Genomic DNA, 24,447 nt, shown 5'->3' on the forward strand with positions numbered 1-24,447 from the left:
ATCAGCTTTTCAGTCGCCGAGAGGACAGACCAATGGACGACCCCATTCTTACTATCGAAGAACGTGAAGCGATCAACAGTGGTCGCTGGTTTTCTTCCCTATCTCCATCGCTACGGCACGACATCCTCCGATGTGCTTTCGTCAAACGCTACAAGGACGGCGACCTGATCGCCGCCCGCGGCGACCCGCCCGATCACTGGATAGCCTGCGCCAAGGGCGCGGTGCGCGTCAGCTCGACGGCGGTCTCCGGCAAGCAGGTGACGCTGACCTACGTGGAGCCGGGCATCTGGTTCGGCGACGTGGCGATGTTCGACGGGGACCGGCGCACGCACGACACCTACTCGCACGGCGACAGCACCATTCTTTGCGTGGCGCGCGCCGATTTCCAGAAGATCCTGGCGTCGCACGTGGAGCTGTACGAAGCGCTGATGCGGCTGCAGGCGCGCCGCATCCGCACGCTGTTCGGGCTGGTGGAAGACCTCAACACCCTGCCCCTGCGGGCGCGGCTGGCCAAGCAGCTCATCCACCTGGTGCGCAGCTACGGCGTGCCCAACCTGGACGACGGCAGCCAGATGCGCATCGGCCTGCAGCTGGCGCAGGAAGAGCTGGCGCAGCTGCTGGGCGCATCGCGCCAGCGGGTCAACCAGGAACTCAAGACGATGGAGCGCGAGGGCACCATCCGGATCGAGCCGGGCGGCCTGGTCGTGCTGGATCGCGCAGCCTTGATGCGCGTCTCGGAAGCTGAAAGCTAGAACAAAGACAAACCGACATGAGCCAGCAGGATTTCTCCAACTTCATCGGCACCCGCGCCGTCTCGCAACAGCACGCCTTCGACGTCGATGCGCTCTCCGCCTGGCTCGAGAAGAACCTCGACGGGTTCAAGGGCCCGCTGACGGTGGAGATGTTCAAGGGCGGCCAGTCGAACCCCACCTACAAGCTGGTCACGCCTTCGCAGAGCTACGTGATGCGCGCCAAGCCGGGCCCTGTTGCGAAACTGCTGCCCTCGGCCCATGCGGTGGAGCGCGAGTTCAAGGTCATGAGCGGCCTGGCCGGCACCGACGTGCCGGTGCCGCGCATGTACTGCCTGTGCGAAGACGAGGCAATCATCGGCCGCGCCTTCTACGTGATGGAGTTCATGCAGGGCCGCGTGCTGTGGGACCAGTCGCTGCCGGGCATGAGCAATGCCGAGCGCGCGGCCCATTACGACGAGATGAACCGCGTGATCTCGGCGCTGCACACGGTGAAGTTCGCCGAGCGCGGGCTGGCCGACTACGGCAAGCCCGGCAACTATTTCGAGCGCCAGATCGGCCGCTGGAGCAAGCAGTACAAGGCCTCGACCGACGGTGCCGGCGAGCTCTCGCAGCCCATCGAGGCCATGGAGCGGCTGATCGACTGGCTGCCCGCCCACATGCCGGCGAGCGCTCGCGACGAAAGCAAGGTGTCGATCGTCCATGGCGACTACCGCCTGGACAACGTGATGTTCCACGCCACCGAGCCGCGCATCATCGCGGTGCTCGACTGGGAGCTTTCCACGCTGGGCCATCCGCTGGCCGATTTCAGCTACCACTGCATGTCGTGGCACATGCCGCCGAGCACGGGGCGCGGCATCGGCGGCGTGGATGTCGCCTCGCTGGGCATTCCCACCGAGAGCGAATACATCCGCCGCTATTGCGAACGCACCCGCATCAGCACCCCGGAGGCGCTGGCGCCCGACTGGAACTTCTACCAGGCCTACAACCTGTTCCGCATGGCCGCGATCCTGCAAGGCATTGCCAAGCGGGTCGAGGCCGGCACCGCATCGAGCGAACAAGCCGTGGCCTCGGCCCGCGGCGCGCGCCCCATGGCTGAAATGGCCTGGCAATTCGCCCAGAAGGCCTGACCGCCGACCCCACACCCACCAGGAGACGAAGATGGATTTCGAATACTCGGCCAAGACCAAAGACCTGCAGAAACGCGTCAAGGCGTTCATGGACGAAAACATCTACCCGGCCGAAGCCGAGTACAGCGCCGAGCTGGCCGCCAACACGGCCGCGGGCAAGCGCTGGACGGCGCTGAAGACTGTCGAGAAGGTCAAGGAGAAAGCCAAGGCCCAGGGCCTGTGGAACCTGTTCCTGCCGGTCGACAGCGCTTCGGCCTCCGGTTATTCCGGCGCCGGCCTCACCAACCAGGAATACGCGCCACTGGCCGAGATCATGGGCGCGGTGCCGTGGGCCAGCGAGGCCTTCAACTGCTCGGCGCCGGACACCGGCAACATGGAGACCATCGCGCGCTACGGCTCGGAAGAAATCAAGGCACGCTGGCTCAAGCCGCTGCTCGAAGGCCAGATCCGCTCCGCTTTCGCCATGACCGAGCCCGATGTTGCATCGAGCGACGCCACCAACATTTCCACGCGCATCGAGCGCCAGGGCGACGAGTACGTCATCAACGGCCACAAGTGGTGGATTTCCGGTGCCGCCGACCCGCGCTGCGCCGTGTTCATCACCATGGGCAAGAGCGACCCCGACGCACCCCGCCATTCGCAGCAGAGCATGGTCGTGGTGCCGGCCGACGCCAAGGGCATCCGCATCGTGCGCCCGCTGAACGTGATGGGCTACGACGACGCGCCGCACGGCCACGTAGAGATGTACTTCGAGAACGTGCGCGTGCCGGTGGGCAACATCCTGCTGGGCGAAGGCCGCGGCTTCGAGATCGCCCAGGGCCGCCTCGGCCCGGGACGCATCCACCACTGCATGCGCCTGATCGGCCTGGCCGAGCGCGCGCTCGAGCTGATGTGCAAGCGCGCCTCGTCGCGCGTGGCCTTCGGCAAGACCGTCGCTTCGCAGACCGTGACGCAGGAACGCATCGCCGAAGCGCGCTGCAAGATCGACATGGCTCGTCTGCTCACGCTCAAGGCCGCATGGCTGATGGACGTGGCCGGCAACAAGGTCGCCAAGAACGAGATCGCGATGATCAAGGTGGTGGCGCCGAGCATGGCCTGCCAGGTGATCGACTGGGCCATGCAGGTGCACGGCGGCGGCGGCATGTGCGACGACTTCCCGCTGGCCTACGCCTACGCCGGTGCCCGCACGCTGCGCTTTGCCGACGGCCCGGACGAAGTGCACCGCAACGCGATCGCCAAGTGGGAACTGGGCAAGTACGCACCGAACAAGGCCGACGCCGAAATGCCGGTGACGCGCTTCTGAATCTGTCTCGCACCCTATCCCTTGCGGGACAGGGTTGCGGCAAGGGCCGACGGCGATCGATTCGCCCCGGCCCTTTTTCTTTTCAGAGCTTCTTCTGCAGGAACACCGCGTGCCCGAACTCCGGGTCGAGCTGGTAGCTCGCGAAGCCCTCGCGCTCGTAGGTGCGCAGTGCCGGCTTGTTGTTCGACAGCACTTCGAGCGTGAGCTTGCAGGCGCCGCGCCTGCGCGCCTCCTGCTCGACCCGAGCGAACATCTTCTGCGCAACGCCCTGGCCGCGGTGGGTGGGCAGCACGACCACGTCGTGCACATTGACCAGCGGCTTGCAGGCGAAGGTCGAGAAGCCCTCCAGGCAGTTGACGAGGCCCACAGGCTGCCCGCCCTCGAAAGCGAGCACGCTGAAGGCCTGCGGACGCGCCGCCAGGGCCGCCGGAAGATCCTGGCGCACCGCGGGGTCGAGCGGCACGCCGCCGCCGGCCGGATCGCTTGCATAGGCGTTGAGAAGATCCACCACGGCCGCGGCCTGGGCCGCGTCGCGGTAGTCGGCAAGAAAGACCTCGATCTGCGAGCCCGCCGTCATCGCGCGGGTTCCAGCGTCGCAGCCAGGCGCTTGGCACAGGATTCGGCCAGCTGCGCGTCGCGGGCTTCGACCATCACCCGCACCAGCGGCTCGGTGCCGCTCGCGCGGATCAGCACGCGGCCGGCATCGCCGAGTTCGGCCTCGATGCGTTCGGTTTCGGTGGCCAACGCCTTGTTGTCTTTCCAGTTCTGGTCGGGCGCAATGCGCACGTTGATCAGCGTCTGGGGAAACAGCGTGACGCCGTCGAGCAACTGCGCCACGGTCTTGCCGCTGCGCACGCAGGCCTGCAGCACCTGCAGCGCACTGACGATGCCGTCGCCGGTGGTGTGGCGGTCGAGCGCCAGCAGATGGCCGGAGCCTTCGCCGCCCAGCAGCCAGCCGCGCTTGTCGAGTTCTTCGAGCACATAGCGGTCGCCGACCTTGGCCCGCACGAATTCGATGCCGAGCCCGCGCAGGGCGACCTCGACGGCCTTGTTGGTCATGAGCGTGCCGACCACGCCCACGGGCTTCTCGCCGCGCGCAATGCGCTCCGCCACCATCAGGTAGAGCAGTTCGTCGCCGTTGAACAGGCGCCCGCTCGCGTCGACCAGCTGCAGGCGGTCGGCGTCGCCGTCGAGCGCGATGCCGTAGTCGGCCTTCTGCGCCGTCACGGCGGCCACCAGCGCTTCGGGATGGGTGGCGCCGAAGCCCTTGTTGATGTTCAGTCCGTCGGGCGAGACGCCGATGCTGCTCACCTCCGCGCCCAGTTCGTGGAACACGTTGGGCGCCACCTGGTAGGCCGCGCCGTGCGCCGCATCGACCACCAGCTTCATGTCGCGCAGCGTGAGGTCGTTGGCGAAGGTGCTCTTGCAGAACTCGATGTAGCGGCCCGGCGCGTCGTTGAGGCGGCGGGCCTTGCCGAGGTTCGCGGAATCGACCCACACCGGGTCTTCTTCCAGCGCGGCTTCCACCGCCAGCTCCCAGGCGTCGTCGAGCTTGGTGCCCTGCGCGCTGAAGAACTTGATGCCGTTGTCGGGGTAGGCGTTGTGGCTCGCGCTGATCACCACGCCCAGGCTCGCGCGCTGGGCGCGCGTGAGGTACGCCACGCCGGGCGTGGGCAGCGGGCCGAGGAGCACCACGTCGACGCCCGCCGAATTGAAGCCCGACTCGAGCGCCGATTCGAGCATGTAGCCGGAAATGCGGGTGTCCTTGCCGATCAGCACCGTCGGGCGCGCCTGGCTCTTGGCCTGGCTCTTCTTGAGCACGCGGCCCACGGCATGCGCCAGGCGCAGCACGAAGTCAGGAGTGATGGGCGCCTGGCCGACAGTGCCGCGAATGCCGTCGGTGCCGAAATATTTACGTGTCATGGTTGCTGTGTGCCTTGTTGTGTTTGTGTTGGCTCTTCCGCCCTCATGGCGCGCCATACGGAGATGGCTGCCACCGTGTCGCGCACGTCGTGCACGCGCACCACGGCTGCGCCGCGGTCCACCGCCAGCACCGCCGCGGCGACGCTGGGCACGATGCGCCCGCTTGCCGCTTCGATGCCAGTGACGGCACCGATCGACGATTTGCGCGACCAGCCCAGGAGCAGCGGCAGGCCGCCTTCGAGCAGCTCGCGTTGCCGCGCCAGCAGCGCGAAATTCTGCGCCACTGTCTTGCCGAAGCCCACGCCGGGGTCCAACGTGATGCGCGAAGGATCGACCTTCAGCGCGCGCAGCAGTTGCACCTGCGCCCGCAGGAACAACAGCACTTCGGGGATCACGTCGCCGCTCATCGGCACGGCCTGCATCGTCTGCGGATCGCGGTGCATGTGCATCAGGCAGATGCCGCAGGACGGATGCGCCGCCACGGCCTCGCGCGCGCCGGGTTGGCGCAGCGCCCAGATGTCGTTGACGATGTCGGCGCCCAGGTCGAGCACCGCGCGCATGACCTCGGGCTTGTAGGTATCGATCGACAGCGGTACGTTGAGCTTGACGGCCTCGCGCACCACCGGCAGCACGCGCGCCAGTTCGGCGTCGAGAGGCACTGCCGGGCTGCCGGGGCGGGTCGATTCACCGCCGATGTCGAGGATGTCGGCGCCCTCTTTCAGCAGCTGCTCGCAGTGCTCTAGCGCGGCGCTGGTGGACGCATGCGCGCCGCCGTCGGAAAAGGAATCGGGCGTGACGTTGACGATGCCCATCACGCGCGGCTGCGACAGGTCGATGCGAAAGCGCGAGGTCTGCCAGACGGCAGCGCCACCATGAAAAACGGGGCCAGAGGCCCCGTCATCGCTTGAGATCAAGCCCACCTCAGGCCGCGGTGGGCGCCGGGTCGGGATTGACGGCCGGCGTGCCACCACTGCCACCGCTGCCCGAAGGCGGAATGCGCGGCGTCCAGTCCTTGGGCGGACGCGGAGCGCGGCCGGCCATGATGTCGTCGAGCTGTTCGCTGTCGATGGTTTCCCATTCGAGCAGCGCCTTGGCCATGGCGTGCATCTTGTCGCTGTTCTCCTCGATCAGGCGGCGCGCCAGGGCGTACTGCTCGTCGATGATGCGGCGCACTTCCGAGTCGACCTTTTCCATGGTCTGCTCGCTCATGTTGGTCGTCTTGGTGACCGAGCGGCCCAGGAACACTTCGCCCTCGTTCTCGGCATAGACCATCGGGCCCAGCGCGTCGGTCATGCCGTAGCGCGTGACCATGTCGCGGGCGATGGAAGTCGCGCGCTCGAAGTCGTTGCTTGCGCCGGTGGTCATCTGGTGCATGAACACTTCCTCGGCGATGCGGCCACCGAACAGCATGCTGATCTGGTTGAGCATGTATTCGCGGTCGTAGCTGTAGCGATCCTGCGACGGCAGGCTCATGGTCACGCCGAGGGCGCGGCCGCGCGGAATGATCGTGACCTTGTGGACCGGATCGCACTTGGGCAGCAGCTTGCCGATGAGGGCGTGGCCGGACTCGTGGTAGGCCGTGTTGCGGCGCTCTTCCTCGGGCATGACCATGCTCTTGCGCTCGGGGCCCATGAATATCTTGTCCTTGGCCTTCTCGAAGTCCTGCATCTCGACCACGCGCGCATTGCGGCGGGCGGCCATCAGGGCGGCTTCGTTGCAGAGGTTGGCCAGGTCGGCGCCCGACATGCCGGGGGTGCCACGGGCGATGACGCTGGGGTTCACGTCCTGGCCCAGCGGGACCTTGCGCATGTGCACGCCGAGGATCTGCTCACGGCCGCGGATGTCCGGCAGCGTGACGTACACCTGGCGGTCGAAACGGCCTGGGCGCAGCAGCGCGGCGTCCAGGATGTCCGGGCGGTTGGTGGCAGCCACCACGATCACGCCGAGGTTGGTTTCGAAGCCGTCCATCTCGACCAGCATCTGGTTGAGCGTCTGTTCGCGTTCGTCGTTGCCGCCGCCGAGGCCGGCGCCGCGCTGACGGCCCACCGCATCGATTTCGTCGATGAAGATGATGCAGGGCGCGTTCTTCTTGGCGTTCTCGAACATGTCGCGGACACGGGCAGCGCCCACGCCGACGAACATTTCGACGAAGTCGGAGCCCGAGATCGAGAAGAACGGCACCTTGGCTTCGCCGGCGATCGACTTGGCCAGCAGGGTCTTGCCGGTGCCGGGAGGGCCGACGAGCAGCAGACCGCGGGGGATGCGGCCGCCGAGCTTCTGGAAGCGCTGCGGGTCTTTCAGGAAGTCGACGACTTCACGGACTTCTTCCTTGGCCTCGTCGCAGCCCGCGACGTCGGCGAAAGTGACCGTGTTGTTGTTCTCGTCCATCATGCGGGCCTTGCTCTTGCCGAAGCTGAACGCCCCGCCCTTGCCGCCGCCCTGCATCTGTCGCATGAAGTAGATCCACACGCCGATCAGCAGCAGCATCGGGCCCCAGCTGACCAGCAGGGTCATGAGCAGCGAGCTCTCTTCCCGCGGCTTGACGTCGAACTTGACGTTGTGGTCGATCAGGTCGCCCACGAGGCCGCGGTCGAGCACCGTGGCGGTCGTGCGGATCTTGCGATCGTCGTTGGTGACGGCGATGATCTCGCCGCCGGCCGCGCCTTCGGGAATGACGGCGCTCTTGATTTGGTTATTCCGGACCTGGTCCAGAAACTCGGAGTAGCTGACTGCTCCCGAGCCGACGCCACCGCGGGTGTCGAACTGCTTGAACACAGTGAACAACACCATGGCAATGACGAGCCATACGGCAACTTTGGAAAACCACTGATTGTTCAAACGAAGCTCCAGTCGAAAGCGCGTGACGGGAAAATGAAAATACGCGCTGTGGGTACGCAATTGCGCCCCATTTTAGGCTTTTCAAGCTGCGAAAAGCGGGCATTTCCCTAAAGCAGCCATAGCCTGACAGGGGTTTGCGCCCTGTACGGGCAATCGGCGGCAAGGTATCAAGGCGTATCCGAGGCCTTCAGGCCCATTCCGACCAGGAAGGTCTCGGCCGATTTGTCGCGCGACGCCTTGGGCTTGAAGGGCTTCACGATGCGGAAATTGGCCTTGAAAAGCTTCACCAGGTCGTCGTAGCCGCTGCCGTGGAAGAGCTTGGCCACCAGAGCGCCTTCAGGCTTCAGGTGGTGCTGGGCGAAGTCGATTGCAAGCTCGATCAGGTGCGCCACGCGGGCGGCATCGGCCGAATGGATGCCCGACAGGTTGGGCGCCATGTCGGACACCACCAGATCGGCCTTGCGGCCGGCCAGCACGCCGAGCAGCTGTTGCAGCAACGCATCTTCGCGGAAGTCGCCCTGCAGGAAGGTCACCCCCTCGATGGGTTCCATCGGCAGGATGTCCAGGGAAATGATGGTGCCGTTGAGTTCGCCGGCCGCGGCGCCGTCCGGCGACATGCGCCGGCGCAGGTACTGGCTCCAGGCCCCGGGGGTGGAGCCGAGATCGACGACCAGCTGGCCCGGCTTGACGAGGCCGAGCGACTCGTCGATTTCCTTGAGCTTGTAGGCGGCCCGCGCGCGATAACCCTCCTTGGTGGCGAGCTTCACGTAGGGGTCGTTGATATGGTCGTGAAGCCACGCTTTGTTGACTTTTTTGCTTTTGGCTTTGGTGCTCATGGGGGTCTTCGTGTACGCGTCGATAATACGGGGATGCCCGCCATTCAACTTACCCCTGCCGAGCGCAAGGTGCACCGCGCCGAAGCTCACCACCTGGATCCGATCGTCATGGTCGGTGGAGACGGGCTCACCCCTGCCGTAAAAAAAGAAGCCGATGCGGCGCTCAAGGCCCATGGCCTGATCAAGATACGCGTCTTCTCCGACGACCGCCTCGCCCGCGACGCGATGCTGCGCAAACTGGCCGATGAACTTGACGCGGCCCCCATCCAGCACATCGGCAAGCTGCTGGTGCTGTGGCGTCCGAAGCCCGAAAAAGAGCGCGTGATCGACGAAGACCGCATGCCCGGCCCGCGCGACGTGAAGATCGTCAAGTACAGCAAGCGCGGCGGCCAGCGCCCTGAGATCAAGACGCTGCGAGTGCTCGGCAACCAGCGCCTCACCCCCGGCGGCACCATCAAGCGCGCCAAGGCCAAGCGGCCGCTGTCTGCCAAGAAGCGCAACCAGTCGGACTGAGGCCGGTGGCAGCGCAGGGCGCCCAGCGCCATATCCTCTGCATGAAGTGGGGCACGAAATACGGCCCCGAATACGTCAACCGGCTCTACGCGATGGTGCGCCGCAACCTCGGCGGCGACTTCAAGTTCGTGTGCCTGACGGACGACGGCAACGGCATTCGCCCGGAGGTGACGTGCCTGCCGATTCCGCAGCTGAACCTGAACCTGGCCCCCGGCCAGCGCGACGGAGGCTGGAAGAAGCTCACCACGTTTGAAAAAGACCTGTACGGCCTGCGCGGCACCGCCCTCTTCCTCGACCTCGACGTGGTCGTCGTGGGCAGCCTCGACGCCTTTTTCGAGCAGCCCGGCGAGTTCCTGATCATTCACGACTACCCACGCCCCTGGCGGCGGGAGCGCATCACCGGGAACTCATCGGTCTACCGCTTCGAGATCGGCGCCCATGCCGACATCCTGGCCTACCTGCGCGCCAACCTGGACAAGGTACAGGCGCAGTATCGCAACGAGCAGGCCTATCTGTCGGACATGCTCCACAAGCAAGGCAAGCTGGCCTACTGGCCCGCCGAATGGTGCCCGAGCTTCAAGTACCACGGCATCCCGACCTGGCCGACCAACTACTGGGAAGAGCCCTTCGTGCCCGAGGGCGCACGCGTCATGGTGTTCCATGGCGAATGCAACCCCCCGGACGCGCTGGCAGGCCGCCGCAACCGCGCCTTCCGCTTCATCCGGCCGGCAAGCTGGGTTGCGAAATACTGGAAAGAGTGAAGGATTGCGGAAGCGGCACCTGCCGCCTCCGCGCCGCGAATCAGTCCGGCTTGCGCTCGCCCATGCGCCACAGCAGCGCACCGGCACACACCCACTGCACGAGGTACATGCCGCTGCCGACGGCATGCCACAGCTTGAGGTTGTCGCGCGCCACGATGCGCGGCGCCACGGCGTACTGCTGAATCAGCGCCAGCAGCAGCGCCCCGAGGATCAGGAAAATCGACGTCAACGCGGGACCGTCCATGCGGTCGTCGGCCTTGGCGCGAAAGTGGATCAGCAGGATCAGCCCGCAGGCAACGGCAATCCAGCTTTGCGCCTCGAACAGCTGCGCCGCGAAGTTGCCCGCCACCGACGGATTGCCGAGCCTGGCGAACAGCATCGGAACCACCAGGAAACCGATCGTGGTGAGGCTGCCCCACCAGAAGGCGGCCAGCATCAGCGCAACGCGGTCTTTCATGGCTCGAAGAAGAATCAGATGTAGCGGACCGCCACGATTTCGTAGCGCTTGAGGCCGCCGGGCGCCTGCACTTCCGCGGTGTCGCCCTCTTCCTTGCCGATGAGCGCGCGCGCGATCGGGCTGGAGATGTTGATGAGGCCGAGCTTCAGGTCGGCTTCATCCTCGCCGACGATCTGGTACTTCACGGCCTCGCCGGATTCCTCTTCCTCCAGTTCGACCGTGGAGCCGAACACCACCTTGCCGCCGGCGTCGAGCTCGCTCGGGTCGATGATCTGCGCGGCGGACAGCTTGCCTTCGACTTCCTGGATGCGGCCTTCGATGAAGCCCTGGCGGTCCTTGGCGACTTCGTACTCAGCGTTCTCGCTGAGGTCGCCCTGGGCGCGTGCTTCGGAGATCGCGTTGATGACCCAGGGACGGTCTACCGTCTTGAGCTGGTGCAGTTCGGCGCGCAGTTTTTCAGCGCCGCGCTTGGTGATCGGAATGGTGGCCATGTTCTTGTTTCTCCATAAAGCGAAACCGCCGAACGCTGCCGTTCGGCGGTCGATTGAGGGAATTGATCAGACGAGTGTGCGTCCGGTCAGCCGGCTCAGAATGGCGAGCGGGCTCGAGTCGGGATTGTATTGCTTCGATGCGGCCAGATGAAGCGTCTGCTCCAGCATGTATTGCCCCGCCATCACCGCGTGCGAGGTCTGGTCGGAGAAGCACACCCACACCGAACCCGGCGGGAACTTGGCGGTCTCCTGCGGCGAGCTTTCCTGGTACGCCATGTCCGACTTCATGCCGTCGTGCAACTGCAGCATCAGGTGGTCGTACTCGCTGCGGAACGACTTGGTCACGTGCAGCGCCTGCAGCAGCTTGGCCTGCCAGCGCACATAAGGCTTGGCACGCGGCAGGAAGCGTTTGGCGATGTCCTCGAAAGGCTCGCCCACGCGCCACACGCGCGGTGCGCCTTCGGGATTGACGTTGGTGAAGACGCGCAGGATGCGTTCGCCGTAGTTGGGACGCGACGGGAATGCATCGACGTGCAAACGGCGGTCATCCGCACGCCATGACTGCACGCGCGTCTCGACCTGTGCCGGCCGGTAGCTGGTGGGCGCCAGCCGCAGGGCCGGCGTGTAGTGCGGCAGCAAGCCATGAATGAGCTGCGTGGCCTGCGCCCGGAAGCGCCCCACCATCGCGGCTGCCGCGCGCTGCACCGCCTCGTCGCCCACGGCGCCCTTAAGCTTGCCGTTGGCATCGAGGCTGATGTTGCGCACGTCGGGCGACAGCAGGGTTGGCGTCAGCAGGCTGCGCTCTTCGGGCAGCAGCTCGAAGCCCAGGCGCGGAAAGTACAGCACCTTGCCCGCTTCCAGCTCCGCGATCCACGCCTCGTTGGGCGTGGCCGCGTTCCAGTCCGTCAGGTCCAGTTCGACGAGCTGCGTTTCCATGGTGACGACGCTCAGGCGGCTGCCAGTTGCGCGTGCATCTCCTGCACCGAGATCACGCCGAGCTCGTCCATGAAGCCCATGCCCTCGACCGCCGCTTCTGCGCCGAAGATCGTGGTGAACGTGGTTACGCGCGCCAGCAGCGCCGAGGTGCGGATCTGACGCGAATCGGTGATCGCGTTGCGGCGCTCTTCCACCGTGTTGATGACCAGCGCAATCTCGTTGTTCTTGATCATGTCCACGATGTGCGGGCGTCCTTCGGTCACCTTGTTCACCGTCGCGCATTCGATGCCGGCAGCGCTGATGGCGGCCGCCGTGCCCTTGGTGGCGATCAGCTCGAAGCCCAGCTTGGACAGGCCGCGCGCCACTTCCACGGCGCGTGCCTTGTCGTTGTTCTTCACCGAGATGAAGACCTTGCCCGACTTCGGCAGGTGCGTACCGGCACCGAGCTGCGACTTCACGAAGGCTTCGCCGAAGGTCTTGCCAACGCCCATCACTTCGCCGGTCGACTTCATCTCGGGGCCGAGGATGGTGTCCACGCCCGGGAACTTGACGAACGGGAACACGGCTTCCTTCACGCTGAAGTACGGCGGCGTCACTTCCTTCGTGATGCCCTGCGATTTCAGCGATTGGCCAGCCATGCAGCGTGCCGCCACCTTGGCGAGCTGGATGCCGGTGGCCTTGCTCACGTAGGGCACGGTGCGCGAGGCACGCGGGTTCACCTCGAGCACGTAGATGACGTCCTTGCCGTCTTTCTGCTGGATCGCGAACTGCACGTTCATCAGGCCGACCACGTTCAGCGCGGCCGCCATCGCGGCGCTCTGGCGCTTCAGTTCGGCCACCGTGTCGGCGTTCAGGCTGTAAGGCGGCAGCGAGCAGGCGGAGTCGCCCGAGTGCACGCCGGCCTGTTCGATGTGCTCCATCACGCCGCCGATCAGCGTTCCGCCTTCGGCGTCGCGGATGCAGTCGACGTCGCACTCGACGGCGTCATTCAGGAAGCGGTCGAGCAGCACCGGCGAATCGTTGCTGACCTTGACGGCTTCGCGCATGTAGCGCTCGAGGTCGCGCTGCTCGTGCACGATTTCCATCGCGCGGCCGCCGAGCACGTAGCTCGGGCGCACCACCAGCGGATAGCCCAGTGCCGCGGCCTTTTCGAGGGCTTCGGCCTCGGTGCGCGCGGTGGCGTTCGGCGGCTGCAGCAGCTTGAGTTCATGCAGCAGCTTCTGGAAGCGCTCGCGGTCTTCGGCCGCGTCGATCATGTCGGGCGAGGTGCCGATGATCGGCACGCCGTTGGCTTCGAGGTCGAGCGCGAGCTTCAGCGGCGTCTGGCCGCCGTACTGCACGATCACGCCGAGCGGCTTTTCCTTGTCGACGATCTCGAGCACGTCCTCGAGCGTGAGCGGCTCGAAGTACAGGCGGTCCGAGGTGTCGTAGTCGGTCGACACGGTCTCGGGGTTGCAGTTGACCATGATGGTCTCGTAGCCGTCCTCGCGCATGGCGAGCGCGGCGTGCACGCAGCAGTAGTCGAACTCGATGCCCTGGCCGATGCGGTTGGGACCGCCGCCGAGCACCATGATCTTCTTCTTGTTGGTCGGATCGGCCTCGCACTCGTCTTCATAGGTCGAGTACATATAGGCCGTGTTGGTGGCGAACTCGGCCGCGCAGGTGTCGACGCGCTTGTAGACCGGGCGCACGCCCAGGGCGCGGCGCTTCTCGCGGATGGCCGTGTCGGTGGTCTTCAGCTGGCGGGCGAGGCGGCGGTCGGAGAAGCCCTTCTTCTTCAGCGCGAGCAGCGTGTCGCGGTCGATGTCGTCGAGCGACTTGGTTTCCAGTTCGAGCTCGATCTTCACGATCTCTTCGATCTGCACCAGGAACCACGGGTCGATCTTGGTCAGCGCGAACACTTCGTCCACGCTCAGGCCCATGGCGAAGGCATCGCCCACGTACCAGATGCGCTCGGGACCGGGCTCGCCCAGTTCCTTTTCCAGCACTTCGCGGTCCTGCGTCTTCTCGTTGAGACCGTCGACACCCACCTCGAGGCCGCGCAGGGCCTTCTGGAACGATTCCTGGAAGGTGCGGCCCATGGCCATCACTTCGCCCACCGACTTCATCTGCGTGGTGAGGCGCGAATCGGCCTGCGGGAACTTCTCGAAGGCGAAACGCGGGATCTTGGTGACCACGTAGTCGATCGACGGTTCGAACGACGCGGGCGTGGCACCGCCGGTGATTTCGTTGCGCAGCTCGTCGAGCGTGTAGCCCACGGCCAGCTTGGCCGCGACCTTGGCGATCGGGAAGCCGGTGGCCTTGGAGGCCAGCGCCGACGAACGCGACACGCGCGGGTTCATCTCGATGACGACCATGCGGCCGTCCTTCGGGTTGATGGAGAACTGCACGTTCGAGCCGCCGGTGTCGACGCCAATCTCGCGCAGCACGGCCAGCGAGGCGTTGCGCAGGATCTGGTATTCCTTGTCGCTCAGCGTCTGCGCGGGAGCCACGGTGATCGAGTCGCCGGTGTGCACGCCCATCGGGTCGAGGTTTTCGATCGAGCAGACGATGATGCAGTTGTCGGCCTTGTCGCGCACGACTTCCATCTCGTACTCTTTCCAGCCGAGCAGGGACTCTTCGATCAGCAGCTCGTTGGTGGGCGAGGCTTCGATGCCGCGCTTGCAGATGGTCTCGAATTCTTCCGGGTTGTAGGCGATGCCGCCGCCGGTGCCGCCGAGCGTGAAGCTGGGTCGGATGACCGTCGGGAAACCGACGCTCTTCTGGACCGCCCAGGCCTCTTCCATCGAGTGCGCGATGCCGGAGCGGGCCGAGCCCAGTCCGATCTTGGTCATCGCGTCCTTGAACTTCAGGCGGTCTTCGGCCTTGTCGATCGCCTCGGGCGTGGCACCGATCAGCTCGACGGGCTTGTTGGTGGCCGCGCCGGTGTACTTGTCGAGCACGCCGTTGCGCCAGAGGTCGAGCGCGCAGTTCAGCGCGGTCTGGCCGCCCATGGTCGGCAGGATCGCGTCGGGGCGTTCCTTGGCGATGATCTTCTCGACCGTCTGCCAGGTGATGGGCTCGATGTAGGTGACGTCGGCCGTGGCCGGGTCGGTCATGATCGTCGCGGGGTTGCTGTTGATCAGGATGACCTTGTAGCCCTCCTCGCGCAGCGCCTTGCAGGCTTGCACGCCGGAATAGTCGAACTCGCAAGCCTGGCCGATGATGATCGGGCCGGCGCCGATGATGAGGATCGATTTGAGGTCTGTGCGCTTAGGCATTCTTGTTCTCCGTCTTGTGCTTTTCCATGAGTGCCGTGAAGCGATCGAACAGATAGCCGATGTCGTGCGGGCCCGGCGAGGCTTCAGGGTGGCCCTGGAAGCAGAACGCGGGCTTGTCGGTGCGCGCCAGGCCCTGCAGCGTGTTGTCGAACAGGCTGATGTGCGTGGGACGCAGGTTGGCCGGCAGCGACTTCTCGTCGACCGCGAAGCCGTGGTTCTGGCTGGTGATGCTCACGCGGCCGTTGTCGAGGTCCTTCACGGGATGGTTCGCGCCGTGGTGGCCGAACTTCATCTTGAAGGTCTTGGCGCCGGAGGCCAGCGCCATGATCTGGTGGCCCAGGCAGATGCCGAAGGTGGGAATGCCGGTCTCGATCAGTTCCTTGACGGCGCTGATGGCGTAGTCGCAAGGCTCCGGGTCGCCGGGGCCGTTGGCCAGGAAGATGCCATCGGGCTTGAGCTTGAGCACGTCGGCCGCGGGTGTCTGAGCCGGCACCACGGTGATGCGCGCGCCGCGCTGGGCGATCATGCGCAGGATGTTCTTCTTGACGCCGTAGTCGAAGGCAACCACGTGGAACTTGGGCGTGATCTGCACGCCGTAGCCCGGCTTGCCGTTCAGGTTGACGAGCTTCCACTCGGTCTCGGTCCACTCGTAGGTCTGGGTGACCGACACCACCTTGGCGAGGTCGAGCCCGGCCATGCTCGGCGCGGCCTTGGCGGCGGCGACGGCCTTGTCGATCAGCGCCTGCGTCACGGTCTCGCCTTCCGCGAGGCCCAGGATGCAGCCGTTCTGCGCGCCGTGTGTGCGCAGGTGGCGCGTGAGCTTGCGGGTGTCGATGTTCGCGATGGCCACCGTGTTGCCGGACACGAGGTACTCGGTCAGCGTGGCGGTCTTGCGGAAATTGGAGGCGACGAGGGGCAGGTCCTTGATGATCAGGCCCGCGGCATGGATCTTGTCGGCTTCGATGTCCTCGCCGTTGACGCCGTAGTTGCCGATGTGCGGATACGTGAGGGTCACGATCTGCTGGCAGTAGCTCGGGTCGGTGAGGATTTCCTGGTAACCGGTCATGGCGGTGTTGAACACCACCTCGCCGGTCGTGGAGCCGGCGGCTCCGATCGAATTGCCTTGAAAGACCGTGCCGTCTGCGAGCGCCAGGATGGCGGGCGGGAAACTTCCCTTGAGAGACAAAAGCACTGGGTTCTCCGGATGGTTACGGTCGCCCGGAGCCCCAGGCGCGTTGCCTGCGGACTGCTGCTTAAGGGGATTTTGGCGTTAAAGGCGGCCGGGCGACGCTGATTTGCGAGTAAGCCCCCGATTGTAGCTCGGACTGGATGTGCTATTTGGCCGACAGGGCCGCTCCGCTGGCATGCAGGCAGATTGCAGCCGCCGCAGCCACGTTCAGAGACTCTTCGCCGCCGGGCTGGGCAATGCGGATATGGTGCGTGGCACGGGCCTCCAGCGCGGCCGAAACGCCCTGCCCTTCATGCCCCATGAGCCACGCGCAGGGGTGCGGCAGATCGGCCTTGTGCAGCCACTCGCCGCGATGCGAGCTCGTGGCCAGCAGCGGCACTGTCAATGCGTCCAGTGCCTCGGCTTCCACGCCTTCGATCAGCCGCAGGCCGAAATGGGCGCCCATGCCGGCGCGCAGCACCTTCGGCGCCCACAGCGCGGCCGTGCCCTTGAGCGCGATCACCTGGGTAAACCCGAAGGCTGCAGCGCTTCGCAGGATGGAACCGGCATTGCCTGCGTCCTGCAGGCGGTCGAGGACCACGCTCGGTGCGTCGGCCAGCAGTTCGGGCCTGGCCGGCAGGTCCAGCACGAAACCCATGGGCGCGGGAGATTCGAGGCCGCTGACGCCGCGCAGCAGGTCGTCGCTGACGACGACCGTCTTGCCTGCATCGCGCGTCCATTCCGCCGGCGCCTGCGGCCAGAAGGATTCGGAAAACACCGCAATCGCCGGCTTGACGCCGCGCGCCAGCGCCGCCCGGCACAAATGGTCGCCCTCGAGCCAGATGCGGCCCAGCTTGCGGTAGGCGCCCGGGTCCTGCGCGAGCTTGCGCAGATCCTTGAGCAATGGGTTGTCGCGCGAGCTGATGTGGCTGGCGCCGGTGTCGGAAGTCATTCGGGGTTCAGGGGGCGGCGTGCAGATCGAGGCGCACGGGCTCGGTCACGCCGATGACCATTGCCGGCGGCACGGATTCCGCCTCGACGCTCCCGGCAGCCGTGCGGGCCAGCGCCGCCGCCACCGGGCTGAAAGACCTGCGATGGTGCACGCAGGCCCCGTGGCGCTTGAGCGCCTCCAGGTGCTCGGGCGTGCCGTAGCCCTTGTGGCCGGCAAAGCCGTAGTGGGGAAATTCGATATGCAGTTGCTCGCACAGCCGGTCGCGGTGGACCTTGGCCAGGATCGACGCCGCCGAGATCGCCTTGACCCGCGCATCGCCCTTGACGATGGCCTCGGCCAGCACGTCGAGCGTCGGCAGTCGGTTGCCGTCGACCAGCACCTTCACCGGCTTCAGCCGCAGGCCTTCCACGGCGCGGCGCATCGCGAGCATGGTGGCCTGCAGGATGTTGTGGGTGTCGATCTCCTCGACCGTGGCATGCGCGATCGAGCAGCACAGCGCCTTGGCCAGGATCTGGTCGTGCAGGCGTTCGCGCTGCAGGGCGGTGAGCGTCTTGGAGTCGGCCAGCCCGCGGATCGGCCGCAGGTCGTCGAGGATCACGGCCGCTGCCACCACGGGCCCGGCCAGAGGGCCGCGCCCCGCCTCGTCGACGCCCGCCATCAGGCCGGGTGCGTCCCACACCAGCGGGGCTTGCTCAGCCTTCAAGAACTTTCTGGATCGCATCGGCGCAAAGTGTCGGCGTATCGCGCTGCAATTGCACATGCAGCTCTGAAAATCTTTGTTGCAGCGCCCGGGTCTTTTCCGGAGCATCCAGCCAGGCCAGCGTGGCCTTGGCCAGCGCTTCCGGCGTGGCGGCTTCCTGCAGCAGTTCCGGCACCACGAAGTCACGGCACAGGATGTTCGGCAGGCCGACCCAGGGCTGCAGCTGCTTGCGCTGCATGAGGCGCCACGACAGCGCATTCATGTTGTAGGCGATGACCATCGGACGCTTGAACAGCGCCGCTTCGAGCGTGGCAGTACCGCTGGCGATCAGCGTGGCGTCACAGGCGGCCAGCGCGGCATGCGACTGGCCGTCGAGCAGCTTCACGCGGCCGGTCATGCCGCTGGCCTGCAGCAGCGCCTCGACTTCCGCGCGCAGGCTCGGAATGATGGGCGCCACGAACTGGACGCCCGGCCGCTCCTTCTGCATCAGCGCGGCGGCCGCGAAGAACCGGGCCGCCAGGTAGCGCACTTCCGAACGGCGGCTGCCGGGCAGCAGGGCCACGACCTGTGCGTCGGGCGCAAAGCCCATGGCGGCGCGCGCGCCGGCGCGGTCGGGCGCCATCGGAATCACGTTGGCCAGCGGGTGGCCGACGTAGCTGCCCGCGACGCCATGCTCCGCCAGCAGCTCGGGCTCGAACGGAAAGATGCACAGCACATGGTCGGCGGCGGCACGGACCTTCTCGATGCGCTCCGGCCGCCAGGCCCAGATCGACGGGCAGATGAAATGCACCGTCTTCATGCCACGGCTGCGCAGGCCTGCTTCGAGATCGAGATTGAAGTCGGGGGCGTCGACGCCGATGAACAGCTCGGCCCACTCGCGCAGCAGGCGGGCCTTGAGCTGGCGCCGGATGCCGGCGATTTCGGCGTAGTGCCGCAGCACTTCGACGTAACCGCGCACCGCGAGCTTTTCCTGCGGCCACCAGCTCTGGAAGCCGTGGGCCAGCATGCGGGGACCGCCGATGCCCACCGTCTGCAGGTCGGGCCAGCGGGCCTGCAGGCCGTCGAGCAGCAGCCCCGCGAGCAAGTCGCCGGAGGCTTCGCCGGCGACCAGCGCAAAGCGTCGCTGTCCGTCCTTCTGCATCGCGGTCACGTCAGCGAGCGATGCCGCGGGTCGAGTTGGCGAGGAAGGATTCCATCAGCGCGACGTCGCCGGCGGCTTCCGGCAGCTCAGCCGCGAGCGCGGCAATGGCCGTGCGCGCCTCCTCGAGCGTCTTGCCCTGGCGGTACAGCAGCCGGTGCATCTGCTTCACCGCGGCGAGCCGCTGCGCGGAGAAGTCGCGCCGGCGCAAGCCGACGATGTTGAAGCCGCGCACGGCCAGCGGATTGCCGTCGACCAGCATGAACGGCGGCACATCCTGGGTGACAGCGCTGGCGAAGCCGAGCATCGCGTGAGCGCCGATCGAAACGAACTGGTGGATGCCCGTGAGCCCGCCGACAGTGACCCAGTCGGCCAGGTGCACGTGTCCCGCCAGCGTGGTGTTGTTGGACAGCGTGGTGTGGTTGTCGACACGGCAGTCGTGCGCGATGTGCGTGTACGCCATGATCCAGTTGTCGCTGCCCACGCGCGTCACGCCGCCCGCCCCCGGCACGCCGAGGTTGAACGTGCAGAACTCGCGGATCACGTTGCGGTCGCCGATGACGAGCTCGGTCGGCTCGCCGGCGTATTTCTTGTCCTGCGGCACCGCTCCGAGGGACGAGAACTGGAAGATCCTGTTGTCACGCCCGATGGTGGTGCGCCCTTCGATCACGCAATGCGCGCCGACGGTGGTGCCCGCGGCGATCCGCACGTGCGGGCCGATCACGGTATAGGGCCCGACCGACACCGAGGCGTCGAGTTCTGCCTGGGGGTCGACGAGTGCTGTCGAATGAACCTGGGTCATGCCTTGTGAAAGCAGCTGGCTGCGGCCGGATCAGTTGATCTGGCGCATCGCGCACATCAGGGTCGCCTCGCAGGCAAGTTCGCTGCCCACCAAGGCGCGACCCTTGAACTTCGAGATGCCGGCCTTCATGCGTTCGATCTCGACTTCGAGCGTGAGCTGATCGCCGGGTTCCACGGGGCGCTTGAAGCGCGCGCCGTCGATGGCGGCGAAGTAATAGACGGTGTTGTCGTCCGGCACGATGTCGAGCGAATGGAACGACAGCAGCGCCGCAGCCTGGGCCATGGCTTCGAGCATCAGCACGCCCGGCATCACCGGGCGGTGCGGGAAGTGGCCGTTGAAGAACGGCTCGTTCATCGTCACGTTCTTGAGCGCCGTGATGCGCTTGCCCTTTTCCATGTCCAGCACGCGGTCCACCAGCAGGAACGGGTAGCGGTGGGGCAGCAGCTTGAGGATTTGATGGATATCGAGCGTCGTCGTCATGATTTTCTGGTCCTGCATCGTCATTTTTTCGAGGGAGCCTTCTCCAGCGCCTTCAGTCGTTCGCGCAGGGTGTGCAACTGCTTGAGCGTTGCCGCATTTTTTTCCCAGCTCGCATTGTCATCGATGGGAAACATGCCAGTGTATTGGCCGGCCTTGTGGATCGAACGGGTAACAATGGTCGCAGCGGACACGTGAACACCGTCCGCCACCGTCAGGTGGCCCAGCACGATGGCGCCGCCGCCGAAGGTGCAGTTGGCGCCGATGATCGCGCTGCCGGCCACGCCGACGCAGCCCGCCATTGCGGTGTTCCGGCCGACGCGCACGTTGTGGCCGATCTGGATCAGGTTGTCGAGCTTGACGCCGTCTTCGATCACCGTGTCGTCGAGTGCGCCGCGGTCGATGCAGGTGTTGGCGCCGATCTCGACGTCGTTGCCGATGCGCACCGCGCCCAATTGCTCGATCTTGACCCACTGCCCTTGGTGCAGCGCAAGGCCGAAGCCGTCGGCACCGATGACCACGCCAGGGTGCAGCAGGCAGCGTTCGCCGATCGCGCAATCTTCGCTGACCGTCACGCGCGACTTCAGCACGGTGCCCGCGCCGATGCGCGCGCCCCGCTCCACCACGCACAGCGCGCCGATGCGTGCCGTTGCATCGACATGCGCCTCGGCATGGATGACCGCGCTGGGATGGATGCGATCGGCCTCCGGGCGCGCATGGTGCGCCTTCCAGAGCTGCGTCAGGCGCGCGAAGTAGAAATAAGGATCGGGCGTGACGATGAAAGCGCCCCGTGCGGCGGCCGTATCGCGCATGGCGGGCGACACGATCACACAGGCAGCTTTGGACGCGGCCAGTTCCTGCTGGTATTTGGGATGGCTCAGGAAACTGAGCGCATCGGGCTGTGCATTCTGGAGCGGCGCCAGCCGCTCGATGGACAGCGTCGCATCGCCATGAAGCTCGCCCCCAAGGGCGTCAACGATGGCTCCGAGTTGCAGAGACACGCCGGTTCGCGGCGTTACTTGCCGGCCGCGGGCGCAGAAGAGCCGACCGACGCGTTCAGCGCCTTGATCACCTTGTCGGTGATGTCGTGCTTCGGGTTGATGTAGATCGCTTCCTGCAGGATGGCGTCGTACTTCTCGGCCTCGGCCACCTGCTTCACGACGCGGTTGGCGCGTTCGTAGACCTGCTGAAGCTCTTCGTTCTTGCGCGCGTTCAGGTCTTCCTGGAATTCGCGGCGCTTGCGCTGGAAGTCACGGTCCTGGTCGACCAGCGAGCGCTGGCGCGACACGCGCTGGGATTCGGACAGCGTGGGCGCCTCGCGCTCGAACTTCTCGGATGCGGCCTTCAGCGCCTCGCCTTGCGTGGTCAGGTCTTTCTCGCGCTTGAGAAACTCCGCCTCGAGCTTGGCCTGCGCGGCCTTGGCTGGCTGGGCTTCCCGCAGCACGCGGTCCGGATTCACGAAACCGATGCGAAAGGTTTCCTGTGCTTGCGCCTGGGCAGGCGCAGCAGCCAGCACGAAAGCGGGAATCAACAGCGCGCCTGCCGCGGCGCGAATCAAATGCTTCATTTAGAAAGACGTTCCGATCTGGAATTGGAGGCGCTGGATTCTATCCTTCGGGATCGTGACGAGTCCGGTGCTCGGATCCGTGACTTCCTTCTGGGACTTGATGGGGAAGGCATAAGCCAGGCGCAGCGGGCCGAGCGGCGATATCCAGCTGACGCCGAGACCGACCGAGGCGCGCAGCTTCTTCTGGGCGCTCCACTGTGCATCCGTCAGGCCGGGCGCGCGGGAGCCGAACACGTTGCCGACGTCGAAGAAGGTGTACAGGCGCAGCGTGCGGTCGTTGCCGGCACCCGGGAACGGCGTGCTCAGCTCGGCATTGAAGATGGCCTTCTTGGTACCGCCCAGTGCGGCGCCGTCGGTCTGGCCGAAGAGCGGCACGTCGCGCGGGCCCAGCGAGTTCTGCTCGAAGCCGCGGATCGAACCCAGGCCACCGGCATAGAAGTTCTTGAAGATCGGGTAGGTATTGCCGCCCAGCGCCTTGGCATAGCCGACTTCACCGTTGACCGAGAAGGTGTACTGCTTGTTGATCGCGAAGAACTGCTGGTATTGGTAGTTCGTCTTGATGTACTTCATGTCGCCGCCCACGCCCAGTTCGAGGTTGGCGCGTTGCATGCGGCCCGTGGTCGGGGTCAGCGCGCTGTCGCGGCTGTCGCGGCCCCAGCCGACGGTCAGCGGAACACCCCAGACGCTCTTCTGGTCGCAGCCGAGCACGAAGAATCCGGTCGCATCCTTCTTGCACTGGAAGTAGGAGAGATAGGAATTCGGCGTGTACAGGCCCGCGAAGATCGCCGACCGGTTCGGATCGAACGCGTAGCGCTCCAGACCAATGCCGAAGAACACCGTGTCGATCTCGCTGAACGGCACACCGAAGCGGATCGAGGCGCCTTGGTTGACGAGCTTGTAGTCGCCGTCTTCCGACGTCGAGTACGGCCGCGTCGTGGTGTGGTACACGCTGATCGTGCGCGAGATGCCGTCCTTGGTGAAGTACGGATCGGTCGTGGTCAGAGACAGCGTACGGTTGTACTTGCTGGTGTTGACCTGCACGCCCAGGAAATTACCCGAGCCGAACACGTTTTCCTGCGAGATGCCGAAGGTCAGCGCGACCTTGTCGGAGCTCGAGTAGCCGGCACCCAGCTGCAAGCTGCCGGTGGGCTTTTCGGCCACGTTGACCGTCAGGTCCACCTGGTCGGGCGAACCCGGCACTTCCTGCGTTTCGACGTTCACTTCGGTGAAGAAGCCCAGGCGGTCGACACGGTCGCGCGACAGCTTGATCTTGTCGCCGTCGTACCACGAGGCTTCGTATTGGCGGAACTCGCGGCGAATGACTTCGTCGCGGGTCTTGTTGTTGCCGCCGACCATCACGCGGCGCACGTACACGCGGCGCGAAGGCTCAGCCTGCAGCGTCAGCGTGACGCGGTTGTTGACGCGGTCGATTTCGGGACGCGCCTGCACACGGGCGAACGCGTAGCCGAAGGTGCCGAAATAGTCGTTGAAGGCCTTGGTGGTCTCCGTGACCTGCTCGCCGTTGTAGGGCTCGCCCGGCTTGATGGTGATGAGCGACTTGAACTCCTCGTCGCGGCCGAGGTAGTTGCCGTCGAGCTTGACGCCTGCCACCACGAACTTCTCGCCTTCGGTGATGTTCACCGTCACCGTCAGGTCCTTGCGGTCCGGCGAAATGGCGACCTGGGTCGAATCGATGCGGAATTCGAGGTAGCCGCGCGTGATGTAGTACGAGCGCAGGGTTTCGAGGTCGGCGTTGAGCTTGGCGCGCGAGTACTGGTTCGACTTCGTGTACCAGCTCATGAAACCGCCGCTGTCCTGGTCGAACAGGCTCAGCAGCGTCGATTCGCTGAAGGCCTTGTTGCCCACCACATGCACTTCGCGGATGCGGGCGGATTCGCCTTCAGTGACGGTGAACGTCAGGTTGACGCGGTTGCGCTCGATGGGCGTGACGGTGGTCACGACCTGTGCGTTGTACAGGCTGCGGCTCACGTACTGGCGCTTGAGCTCCTGCTCGGCGCGATCGGTCAGTGCCTTGTCGTACGGACGGCCGTCGGTCAGGCCCACTTCGCGCAGCGCCTTCGTCAGCGCGGCTTTGTCGAATTCCTTGGTGCCGACGAAGTCGACATCGGCGATGGTGGGCCGCTCTTCGACGATCACCACCAGCACGTTGCCGTTCACGTCGATGCGCACATCCTTGAACAAACCCAGCTCGAACAGCGCGCGGATCGCGGCCGAACCGCGCTCGTCGCTGTAGGTATCGCCTACGCGCAGTGGCAGCGACGCGAAGATCGTGCCGGCTTCGACGCGTTGCAAGCCTTCGACGCGAATGTCACGCACCGTGAAAGGCTCGACGGCCCATGCAGCCGTGGCGGCGAGCGCACTGGCAACCACCGCGACAACGCTACGCAGGCGAAAGCGATTGAAGTTTTTGTTCATCTGTGAATTG

Annotated in this window: 23 protein-coding genes; 5 read left to right on the forward strand and 18 right to left on the reverse strand. The window is 65.7% G+C overall.

What is annotated here, in order from left to right:
* Window positions 1–32: 32 nt before the first annotated feature.
* Genes QRN67_RS25310 through QRN67_RS25320 form a run of 3 tightly spaced genes read left to right on the forward strand, consistent with a single transcriptional unit; the run spans window position 33 to window position 3,182 of the window.
* On the forward strand, window positions 33–752 hold the full coding sequence (locus tag QRN67_RS25310) for a Crp/Fnr family transcriptional regulator (RefSeq protein WP_081270381.1): 720 nt from the start codon (window positions 33–35) through the stop codon (window positions 750–752).
* 17 nt (window positions 753–769) lie between these two features.
* Window positions 770–1,879, forward strand: a complete 1,110-nt coding sequence (locus QRN67_RS25315; RefSeq protein WP_081270382.1) for a phosphotransferase — start codon at window positions 770–772, stop codon at window positions 1,877–1,879.
* A 31-nt stretch (window positions 1,880–1,910) separates the two neighbouring features.
* Window positions 1,911–3,182, forward strand: coding sequence for an acyl-CoA dehydrogenase family protein (locus QRN67_RS25320; protein ID WP_081270383.1), 1,272 nt, complete (start codon window positions 1,911–1,913; stop codon window positions 3,180–3,182).
* Window positions 3,183–3,264: 82 nt separating this feature from the next.
* Here QRN67_RS25320 and QRN67_RS25325 read toward each other — a convergent pair whose 3' ends face one another.
* The 5 genes from QRN67_RS25325 to QRN67_RS25345 form a co-directional block, all read right to left on the reverse strand.
* Complete coding sequence (locus QRN67_RS25325; RefSeq protein WP_285414081.1) at window positions 3,265–3,759, reverse strand: GNAT family N-acetyltransferase; 495 nt, start codon at window positions 3,757–3,759, stop codon at window positions 3,265–3,267.
* Window positions 3,756–5,105, reverse strand: coding sequence for a phosphoglucosamine mutase (gene glmM, locus QRN67_RS25330; protein WP_106934683.1), 1,350 nt, complete (start codon window positions 5,103–5,105; stop codon window positions 3,756–3,758). Before glmM ends, QRN67_RS25325 begins: the two co-directional genes overlap by 4 nt.
* Window positions 5,102–5,917 (reverse strand): dihydropteroate synthase, encoded by an 816-nt coding sequence (folP, locus tag QRN67_RS25335; RefSeq protein ID WP_285414099.1) that lies wholly within the window; start codon window positions 5,915–5,917, stop codon window positions 5,102–5,104. The genes glmM and folP overlap by 4 nt, the downstream gene beginning before the upstream one ends.
* Window positions 5,918–6,026: 109 nt before the next feature.
* On the reverse strand, window positions 6,027–7,943 hold the full coding sequence (gene ftsH / locus QRN67_RS25340; RefSeq protein WP_081267244.1) for an ATP-dependent zinc metalloprotease FtsH: 1,917 nt from the start codon (window positions 7,941–7,943) through the stop codon (window positions 6,027–6,029).
* Window positions 7,944–8,110: 167 nt separating this feature from the next.
* Window positions 8,111–8,779, reverse strand: a complete 669-nt coding sequence (locus QRN67_RS25345) for an RlmE family RNA methyltransferase (RefSeq protein WP_106934684.1) — start codon at window positions 8,777–8,779, stop codon at window positions 8,111–8,113.
* 33 nt (window positions 8,780–8,812) lie between these two features.
* Between QRN67_RS25345 and QRN67_RS25350 the strand changes: the two genes are divergently transcribed.
* Both QRN67_RS25350 and QRN67_RS25355 read left to right on the forward strand, forming a co-directional pair.
* Window positions 8,813–9,292: a YhbY family RNA-binding protein gene (locus QRN67_RS25350; protein ID WP_285414082.1), complete on the forward strand. Its 480-nt coding sequence runs from the start codon at window positions 8,813–8,815 to the stop codon at window positions 9,290–9,292.
* Window positions 9,293–9,333: 41 nt separating this feature from the next.
* The gene (locus QRN67_RS25355; RefSeq protein WP_285414083.1) at window positions 9,334–10,053 is read left to right on the forward strand and encodes a glycosyltransferase; all 720 of its coding nucleotides are present in this window, start codon (window positions 9,334–9,336) and stop codon (window positions 10,051–10,053) included.
* Window positions 10,054–10,093: 40 nt separating this feature from the next.
* Here the strand turns inward: QRN67_RS25355 and QRN67_RS25360 are convergent, their stop codons facing one another.
* From QRN67_RS25360 to bamA, 13 genes are all read right to left on the reverse strand, one after another.
* Window positions 10,094–10,510 (reverse strand): DUF4149 domain-containing protein, encoded by a 417-nt coding sequence (locus QRN67_RS25360; RefSeq protein WP_285414084.1) that lies wholly within the window; start codon window positions 10,508–10,510, stop codon window positions 10,094–10,096.
* Between the two features lie 14 nt (window positions 10,511–10,524).
* Entirely contained in the window at window positions 10,525–11,001 is a 477-nt protein-coding gene (gene greA / locus QRN67_RS25365; protein ID WP_081267249.1) for a transcription elongation factor GreA, read from the reverse strand.
* Between the two features lie 66 nt (window positions 11,002–11,067).
* Window positions 11,068–11,937, reverse strand: coding sequence for a Kdo hydroxylase KdoO (kdoO, locus tag QRN67_RS25370; RefSeq protein ID WP_285414085.1), 870 nt, complete (start codon window positions 11,935–11,937; stop codon window positions 11,068–11,070).
* A gap of 11 nt (window positions 11,938–11,948) precedes the next feature.
* The gene (gene carB, locus QRN67_RS25375) at window positions 11,949–15,197 is read right to left on the reverse strand and encodes a carbamoyl-phosphate synthase large subunit (RefSeq protein ID WP_285414086.1); all 3,249 of its coding nucleotides are present in this window, start codon (window positions 15,195–15,197) and stop codon (window positions 11,949–11,951) included.
* Window positions 15,190–16,389: a glutamine-hydrolyzing carbamoyl-phosphate synthase small subunit gene (gene carA, locus QRN67_RS25380; protein ID WP_081267252.1), complete on the reverse strand. Its 1,200-nt coding sequence runs from the start codon at window positions 16,387–16,389 to the stop codon at window positions 15,190–15,192. Before carA ends, carB begins: the two co-directional genes overlap by 8 nt.
* Before the next feature lie 142 nt (window positions 16,390–16,531).
* On the reverse strand, window positions 16,532–17,317 hold the full coding sequence (locus QRN67_RS25385; protein ID WP_285414088.1) for a TrmH family RNA methyltransferase: 786 nt from the start codon (window positions 17,315–17,317) through the stop codon (window positions 16,532–16,534).
* Window positions 17,318–17,324: 7 nt separating this feature from the next.
* The gene (gene rnhB / locus QRN67_RS25390) at window positions 17,325–18,038 is read right to left on the reverse strand and encodes a ribonuclease HII (protein ID WP_285414089.1); all 714 of its coding nucleotides are present in this window, start codon (window positions 18,036–18,038) and stop codon (window positions 17,325–17,327) included.
* Window positions 18,010–19,158: a lipid-A-disaccharide synthase gene (lpxB, locus tag QRN67_RS25395; RefSeq protein WP_081267290.1), complete on the reverse strand. Its 1,149-nt coding sequence runs from the start codon at window positions 19,156–19,158 to the stop codon at window positions 18,010–18,012. Before lpxB ends, rnhB begins: the two co-directional genes overlap by 29 nt.
* Window positions 19,159–19,168: 10 nt before the next feature.
* Window positions 19,169–19,957, reverse strand: a complete 789-nt coding sequence (gene lpxA / locus QRN67_RS25400) for an acyl-ACP--UDP-N-acetylglucosamine O-acyltransferase (protein WP_285414090.1) — start codon at window positions 19,955–19,957, stop codon at window positions 19,169–19,171.
* Between the two features lie 30 nt (window positions 19,958–19,987).
* Window positions 19,988–20,437, reverse strand: coding sequence for a 3-hydroxyacyl-ACP dehydratase FabZ (gene fabZ / locus QRN67_RS25405; protein ID WP_021007523.1), 450 nt, complete (start codon window positions 20,435–20,437; stop codon window positions 19,988–19,990).
* 20 nt (window positions 20,438–20,457) lie between these two features.
* Window positions 20,458–21,435, reverse strand: coding sequence for a UDP-3-O-(3-hydroxymyristoyl)glucosamine N-acyltransferase (lpxD, locus tag QRN67_RS25410; RefSeq protein WP_285414091.1), 978 nt, complete (start codon window positions 21,433–21,435; stop codon window positions 20,458–20,460).
* 14 nt (window positions 21,436–21,449) lie between these two features.
* Window positions 21,450–22,001, reverse strand: a complete 552-nt coding sequence (locus QRN67_RS25415; RefSeq protein ID WP_081267257.1) for an OmpH/Skp family outer membrane protein — start codon at window positions 21,999–22,001, stop codon at window positions 21,450–21,452.
* On the reverse strand, window positions 22,002–24,437 hold the full coding sequence (gene bamA, locus QRN67_RS25420) for an outer membrane protein assembly factor BamA (protein WP_081267258.1): 2,436 nt from the start codon (window positions 24,435–24,437) through the stop codon (window positions 22,002–22,004). It abuts the gene before it with no gap.
* Window positions 24,438–24,447: the final 10 nt, after the last annotated feature.

The sequence above is a fragment of the Variovorax sp. efr-133-TYG-130 genome, assembly GCF_030208835.1.
In the GTDB taxonomy this organism is placed as follows: Bacteria; Pseudomonadota; Gammaproteobacteria; order Burkholderiales; family Burkholderiaceae_C; genus Variovorax.